The 6,593-nt window shown below is 71.3% G+C and carries 5 protein-coding genes; 1 reads left to right on the top strand and 4 read right to left on the bottom strand.

Annotated elements, in window-relative coordinates; translation table 11 throughout:
- Positions 1-86 precede the first annotated feature (86 nt).
- The 4 genes from ROTAS13_RS16830 to ROTAS13_RS16845 all read right to left on the bottom strand — a co-directional run bounded on the left by ROTAS13_RS16830 (position 87) and on the right by ROTAS13_RS16845 (position 3,723).
- Complete coding sequence (locus tag ROTAS13_RS16830) at positions 87-1,208, bottom strand: enolase C-terminal domain-like protein (RefSeq protein ID WP_075822909.1); 1,122 nt, start codon at positions 1,206-1,208, stop codon at positions 87-89.
- A complete protein-coding gene (locus ROTAS13_RS16835) occupies positions 1,205-2,038 on the bottom strand; it encodes an amino acid ABC transporter ATP-binding protein (protein ID WP_075822910.1) in 834 nt (277 codons plus the stop codon). Before ROTAS13_RS16835 ends, ROTAS13_RS16830 begins: the two co-directional genes overlap by 4 nt.
- 10 nt (positions 2,039-2,048) lie before the next feature.
- Positions 2,049-2,711 (bottom strand): amino acid ABC transporter permease, encoded by a 663-nt coding sequence (locus ROTAS13_RS16840; RefSeq protein ID WP_019461235.1) that lies wholly within the window; start codon positions 2,709-2,711, stop codon positions 2,049-2,051.
- Positions 2,712-2,853: 142 nt separating this feature from the next.
- Positions 2,854-3,723 carry a transporter substrate-binding domain-containing protein gene (locus ROTAS13_RS16845; protein ID WP_019461234.1) on the bottom strand — a complete coding sequence of 290 codons (870 nt, stop codon included), beginning with the start codon at positions 3,721-3,723 and terminating at the stop codon, positions 2,854-2,856.
- 377 nt (positions 3,724-4,100) lie between these two features.
- On the opposite strand from ROTAS13_RS16845, the gene ROTAS13_RS16850 reads away from it, so the two are divergent.
- A partial coding sequence (locus tag ROTAS13_RS16850; RefSeq protein WP_075822911.1) for a helicase-related protein occupies positions 4,101-6,593 on the top strand: 2,493 nt, incomplete at its 3' end.

Here is a 6,593-nt window from a genome sequence, read left to right on the forward strand (position 1 = left end):
GTGGCTGCCCATGATGGCACGGGGCCCCGCCCCGCCGCATCCGGCAACGCGGCCCTCCCGCCGGAGCGAGGAGCGGGCGCGCGGTCCTAGCCCGCTTCCGCCAGGATGCGCGCCCCGCCGCGCACGGAGGCCTCGCTGACCCGGATGCCCAGGCCCGGCCCCTCCGGCACCACCACGGCGCCGTCGCGGTTGGGCACGCGCTCCTCCAGCACATCCTCGGTCAGGACGTGGTGCGGCATGTAGAACTCGCAGCCCAGCGAGATGCCGGGCGTGGCGGCGATGAGCTGCGTGCCGGCGGCGAGCGCGATGCCGCCCTCCCACAGCGTGCCTCCATAGCCCGGCAGGCCGGCCGTGTCGGCGATGGCCATCATGGCCTGCGCCTTCAGCATGCCGCCGCACTTCATCAGCTTCACCGAGATGGCATCCGCCGCGCGCCGCCGCACCACTTCCAGCAGGTCAACCGCGTCGTAGCAGCTCTCGTCGGCCAGGATCGGCGTGTCCAGCGCGGCGGCGAAGCCGGCCATGGCGTCGAGATGGCGGCGCGGCACCGGCTGCTCGATGAAGGTCGGGCGGAAGCGGTCCACGTCGCGCAACACCGTCATCGCCGCGAAGGGCTCCAGCGCCTGGTTGTAGTCGAGGCGCAGGTCCACGCCGTCGCCAAAGGCATCGCGGATCGCCTCCAGATGCGCCATGTCCTCGCGGTGCGGCTTCACCCCGGTCTTCACCTTGAACAGCCGGTGCCCCGCCGGGACCATCGCCCGCATGCGCTCCATGTCGGCCGCGAAATCCGGATCGGCGATGGAGAAGGAGAGCGGGATGGTGTCGCGCACCCGCCCGCCCAGCAGGTCGGCGACCGAAAGCCCCTTCGCCTTGCCGAGCAGGTCCAGCACGGCCATCTCGACGCCGGCCTTGGCATCCGTGTGGCCGATCAGGGCCCGGTCCATCCGCGCCAGCATCGCGCGCAGCCGCAGCGCCGGATGGCCGACCACATGCGGGCGCAGATAGGTGTCGAGGGCAGAGAAGGCCCCCTCCGGCGTGCCGGTGAAGACCTCCCAGGGCGCGGCCTCGCCCCAGCCGGTCAGGCCATCGTCGGTGGAAAGGGCGATCAGCACGCGCTTCACGCTGCCCTTCACCGAGCCCACGCCCTGTGCGCGGGCCATCCTGATCGGGCTCTCCACCAGGAAGAGCCGCATGCGGCCGATGATCATCCCGGGAAACCCCGGGTGGCCGGGCCAGGGAGGGAACCAGGCAGGGCGCCGTCCGGCAGCCTGCCCTGGCGGTGAAAATGCGACAGGAAGGCCCGCGTGGCGGCCTCGCGGGGGGTGTCGATCACCGCGCGGGCCGGCCCTTCCTCCACCACCACCCCGTCGCGCATGAAGACCACGCGGTCGGCGACCTCGCGGGCGAAGGCGATCTCGTGGGTGACGATCACCATGGTCATCCCGTCGGCGGCGAGGCTCTGCATCACCCCCAGCACCTCGCCCACCAGCTCGGGGTCCAGCGCCGAGGTCGCCTCGTCGAAGAGCATCACCTCCGGCTCCATGGCCAGCGCCCGGGCGATGGCCACGCGTTGCTTCTGCCCGCCGGACAGGCGGGAGGGGTAGTAGTCCGCCCGGTCCGCCAGCCCGACCCGGGCGAGCAGCCGCTGCGCCAGCGCCTCGGCCTGCGGCTTCGCCATGCGGCGCACCGTCAGCGGGCCTTCCATGACGTTCTCCAGCGCCGTCAGGTGCGGGAAGAGGTTGAACTGCTGGAAGACCATGCCGGTATTGGCGCGGAAACGGGCAAGCTCCCGCCGCCCGGGCAAGCGCTGCCCGGCAGCGAAGTCGAAGCCCTGCCCGCCGATCCGCACCCGCCCGCCATCGGGCACGACAAGCAGGTTCAGGCAGCGCAGCAGGGTGGACTTGCCGGAGCCGGAGGGGCCGATCAGCGCCACCACCTGTCCGGGCTCGACCCGGAAGTTGATGTCGCGCAGCACCTCGTGGTCGCCGAAGCTCTTGCGCAGCGCGGCCACGTCGATCTTGGGCTGGGATGTGCTCACCGCCTCCTCCTCAGTCGCTGCGCGCCATGCGGCGCTCCAGGTATTGCACCAGCAGGGTCAGCGGGAAGAGCACGGCGAAGTAGATCACCGCCACCAGCGAATAGGTCTCCAGCGGCCGGTAGGTGTCGTGCGCGATGGCCTGGCCCTGGTAGAGCAGGTCCGGCACCGCCAGCACCGAGACCAGCGAGGTGTTCTTGAACTGGATGATCGACTGGTTCATCAGCGGCGGCACCATGCGCTTGATGGCCTGCGGCAGGATGATGCGGCGCATGGACTGGCCAGGCGTCATGCCCAGCGCCTCCGCCGCCTCCCGCTGTCCCGCGTCGATCGAGACGATGCCGCCGCGGATGATCTCGGCATAGAAGGCACCACCGTAGAGCGAGAGCGCCAGCACCGCCGCCGAGGTCGCCGACATGTCGATGCCCGAGAGGATCGGCAGGGCGTAGTAGAACCAGACGAGCTGCACCAGCACGGGGGTGCAGCGGAAGACCTCGATATAGGCCTGGGCGATCCAGCGGATGATGGCATAGGGCGCGAGCCGCCCCAGCCCGGCCACCAGCCCCACCACCAGCCCGATCAGCACGATGCCGACGGTGAAGGCGATGGTGACGCCGAGCCCTTGCAGGAAAAGCCAGCGGTAGCCCCAGATGAAGTAGAAGTCCCACTCGTACATACGGTCTCTCTCGTGCCGCCCGCCCGGCCCGGAAGGGGGGGCGGATGGCCGGGCAGCGCGATGCGGCCCGGCCCTTCCCCTCAGCCCAGGGCGGGTGGGGGCGGGATGCCGCCGGGCGTCTGGGCCGGGCGGCGATGCGGGGTCAGAGCGTCAGGCCGGCCGGAAAATCCGATTCCTCGACGCCCACGAGCTGCATGTTCGACACGATCGCCTGACGCACCACGCCCAGGCCGCGGTTGTAGTCGATCCAGACATTGACGAAGTCGCGCCAGGTCTTGTCCGGCTCCCGCCGGAAGCCGGCGTTGGAGGTGGTCAGGAAGACCGGCTTCGGCGTGATGATCTCGCCCAGGTTCGGCACCTTCTTCTTCACCGTCAGCGCCAGGATGATCACCAGGCACTGCGCGTCGGCGCGGCCGGTCTGCACCGCCATGGTGGCCTCGTCCGCCGACTTGAAGCGGGAGATCGTCGCCTTGGGGCAGAGCCGCGTCACCGCGCCGTCCTGCGAGGAGCCGCTGTCCACCGCGATGCGGACCTCCGGCTTGTTCAGGTCGTCCCAGGTCTCGAACCGGAAGCCCTTCTTCGTGATGAAGGAGAAGGCGTTGTTGAAGCAGGGCACCGAGAAGTCCACCGCCAGGGCACGGCGCGGCGTCGGATTCAGGCCGAAGAAGACGTCGAGCTTGTTGCTCTGCAGGTCGAGCACCGCGTTGCCCCAGGTGGTCTCGTGCAGTTCCAGCTCCACCTCCAGCTCCTGCGCCAGGGCGCGGCCGAGATCCATGTAGAACCCCTTCCATTCCCCGGTGGCGAGGTCCTTCACGTAGTAGGGCGTGGCCCCCGCCACGGCGCCGAAGCGCAGCTTCCGGGTGCGCTTGATCCGGTCCAGCGTGGGCTCGCCGCTCTCGGCGGGCGGGTTCTGCGCCGCGGCGGAAGGGATACCCAGCGAGGCACCGAGCCCCGACCCCGCTGCGAGGGCCGCGAAGCCGCCGGTCCCGGCCATCAGGCGTCGTGAGATCATGATCGAGACTTCCCTTTCCAAGGCGGCCCCTCCCCAGGGCGAACGCCGGTCAAACATCGGTTATCCGTCCACGGCCCGGCTGCCGCCAGACCGTCCGCGCGACGAATGCGGTTCGGAAGGGGCGTCCAGGCTCAGGCAACCGGCCGGGAAGGCCGATCCGGGGAGATGAATGCCGCCCTAGCAGCATCCGGGCCAGTCCCGCCCCGGATCGCCGCCAAGAGCCCCTGCGAGCACCCCGATACCGCCGGGAGCGGATTTCAGGGCACGGAATCGCGCCATGGCAGGGCGCGAGCCGCATTCTCCGGCCCGGTGACGGTTGCCAAGCGCCTCGGCCATTGCCACACACTCCGCCCGGAATGAGTCACCACGACACGCAGATGTTCGAGCCCCGGGTCAAGGCTGTCCTGGGGCCGACCAACACCGGCAAGACGCATCTCGCCATCACGCGGATGCTCGCGCACAGTTCCGGCATCATCGGCTTCCCGCTGCGCCTCCTGGCGCGCGAGAACTACGACCGGATGGTGGCCGCCAAGGGCGAGCAGCACGTCGCCCTGATCACCGGCGAGGAGAAGATCATCCCGCCCGAGGCGAGGTGGTTCGCCTGCACGGTGGAGGCCATGCCGCTCGACCGGAAGGTCGAGTTCCTGGCGGTGGACGAGATCCAGCTCTGCGCCGACCCGGACCGGGGCCATGTCTTCACCGACCGGCTGCTGCACGCCCACGGCATGGTGGAGACCATGTTCCTCGGCGCCGAGACCATCCGGCCGCTGCTCCAGCGCCTCGTGCCCCGGGCGGAGATCGAGACCCGCCCCCGCCTGTCCCAGCTCACCTATGCCGGCCCGGCCAAGCTCACCCGCCTGCCGCCGCGCTCCGCCGTCGTCGCCTTCTCCGCCGGCGAAGTCTATGCCATCGCCGAGGCCATCCGCCGCCGCCGGGGTGGCTGCGCCGTGGTCATGGGCCGCCTGTCCCCCCGCACCCGCAACGCCCAGGTGGCGCTGTACCAGGAGCGGGAGGTGGACTTCCTGGTGGCCACCGATGCCATCGGCATGGGGCTGAACATGGATGTGGACCATGTCGCCTTCGCCTCCCTCACCAAGTTCGACGGCCACCGCTCGCGCGAGCTGAGCGCGCAGGAGGCCGCCCAGATCGCCGGCCGCGCCGGGCGCGGCATGCGCGATGGCACCTTCGGCGTCACCGCCGACTGTCCGCCGCTGTCCGACGAGATCGTCGAGAAGATCGAGAGCCACCGGTTCGAGCCGCTGCAGACCCTGGCCTGGCGGAACTCGGCGCTGGACTTCGCCTCGCCCGAGGCGCTGCTGGAAAGCCTCGCCGCCCCGCCGCCCTTCGCCGGGCTGGCCAAGGGCAACGACGCGGACGACCACATCACCCTCGCAGCCCTGGCGCGGGACGAGGATGTCCGCCGCCTCGCCACCAGCCGCTCCCGCGTCAGCCTGCTCTGGGAAGCCTGCCAGATCCCGGATTTCCGCAAGCTGGCCGACGAGACGCACCAGAACTTCTGCGCCCGGGTGTTCAAGCACCTGGCGGAGGACGGGCACCTGCCGGAGGACTGGATCGCCTCCGGCATCGCCTCCTGCAACAATGTCGAGGGCGACCTCGACACGCTGATGGCCCGCCTCGCCTCGATCCGGGTCTGGAGCTTCGTCGCCGCCCGCAACGACTGGTTCCGCGACGCCGCCCGCTTCCAGGGCGAGGCGCGCGAGGCGGAGGACAAGGTGTCCGACGCCCTGCACGAGCGTCTGACCGCCCGTTTCGTGGACCGACGCGCGGCGCATCTGATGCGCAAGCTGGACGATGGCGAGGAGGAGCTGCTTTCCGCCGTCACCCGCCGGGGCGAGGTGGTGGTCGAGGGTCATCCGGTCGGCAGGATCTCCGGCTTCAACTTCGAGGCCGCGACCGAGGCCGGGGCCGGCGAGGAGGAGCGCAAGGCCCTGCTCCGCGCCGCCCGCCGGGCGCTGAAGGAGGAGATGCCGCGCCGCGTCTCGCTGCTGGAGGCCAGCAACGACGACGCCTTCGGCCTCACCCCGCTGCAGCGCGTCACCTGGACCCTGCCCGGCTCCCCGCCGCCCGGCTCGCCCGGTCACGAGGCCGCCGAGATCGCGCGGCTCAAGGCCGGGCCAAGCCCGGACAAGCCGTTGGTCGAGCCGCTGAACTCCGAGTTCCTGGACAGCGCCCAGCGGGAGCGCGTGCGCGCCCGGCTGGCGACCTGGCTGGAAAGCACGATCAAGAAGGCCATGGCGCCGCTGGAGGCTGCCGAGACCAAGGCGGCCGAGGATTCCAGCCTGCGCGGCCATCTGTTCCGGCTGCGGGAATATCTGGGCCTGGTGCCCGGCGGCACGGAGCGGGAGATCACCCCGGAGCTCCGCGCCAAGCTGAAGGCCATCGGCGTGCGGGCGGGGCGCTTCGCCCTCTACCTGCCGGAGATGCTGAAGCCCAAGCCCATGGGCCTGCGCGCGCAGCTCTGGGCGCTGGCCGCCGAGAGCGCGGTGCCGCCGCTGCCGGTGGGCGGGCTGGTCTCGATCACCCCGCCCTCCAACTGGCCCGCCGGCTTCGCCGCGCAGATGGGCTGGGTGCTGGCGGGCGAGGTGATGATCCGCCTGGACGTCGCCGAGCGCGTGGCGGGGGAGCTGGGCCACCTGACCCGGCGCGCCCCGGCCCTGCTGCCCGGTGACATCGCCAGCCGCCTGGGCGTGAAGGCCGAGGCCCTGGCCCCGGCGCTGACGGCGCTGGGCTTCCGCCTGCTGAATGCCGAGCCGCTGCCGGAGGAGATGTTCGGCCCGCCGGCGCCGCTGATGGTGGCGGCCCGGCGCGACGAGCACCGCCACCATCCGCGCCACGACCAGCGCGGCCGG

The organism is Roseomonas sp. TAS13 (assembly GCF_001950415.1).
Lineage (GTDB): Bacteria > Pseudomonadota > Alphaproteobacteria > Acetobacterales > Acetobacteraceae > Roseomonas > Roseomonas mucosa.

Bases quoted from the DNA above. Each gene is read 5' to 3' on its own strand.
- ROTAS13_RS16845 (WP_019461234.1), bottom strand. From the start codon at position 3,723: ATGATCTCACGACGCCTGATGGCCGGGACCGGCGGCTTCGCGGCCCTC.
- ROTAS13_RS16830 (WP_075822909.1), bottom strand. From the start codon at position 1,208: ATGATCATCGGCCGCATGCGGCTCTTCCTGGTGGAGAGCCCGATCAGG.
- ROTAS13_RS16840 (WP_019461235.1), bottom strand. From the start codon at position 2,711: ATGTACGAGTGGGACTTCTACTTCATCTGGGGCTACCGCTGGCTTTTC.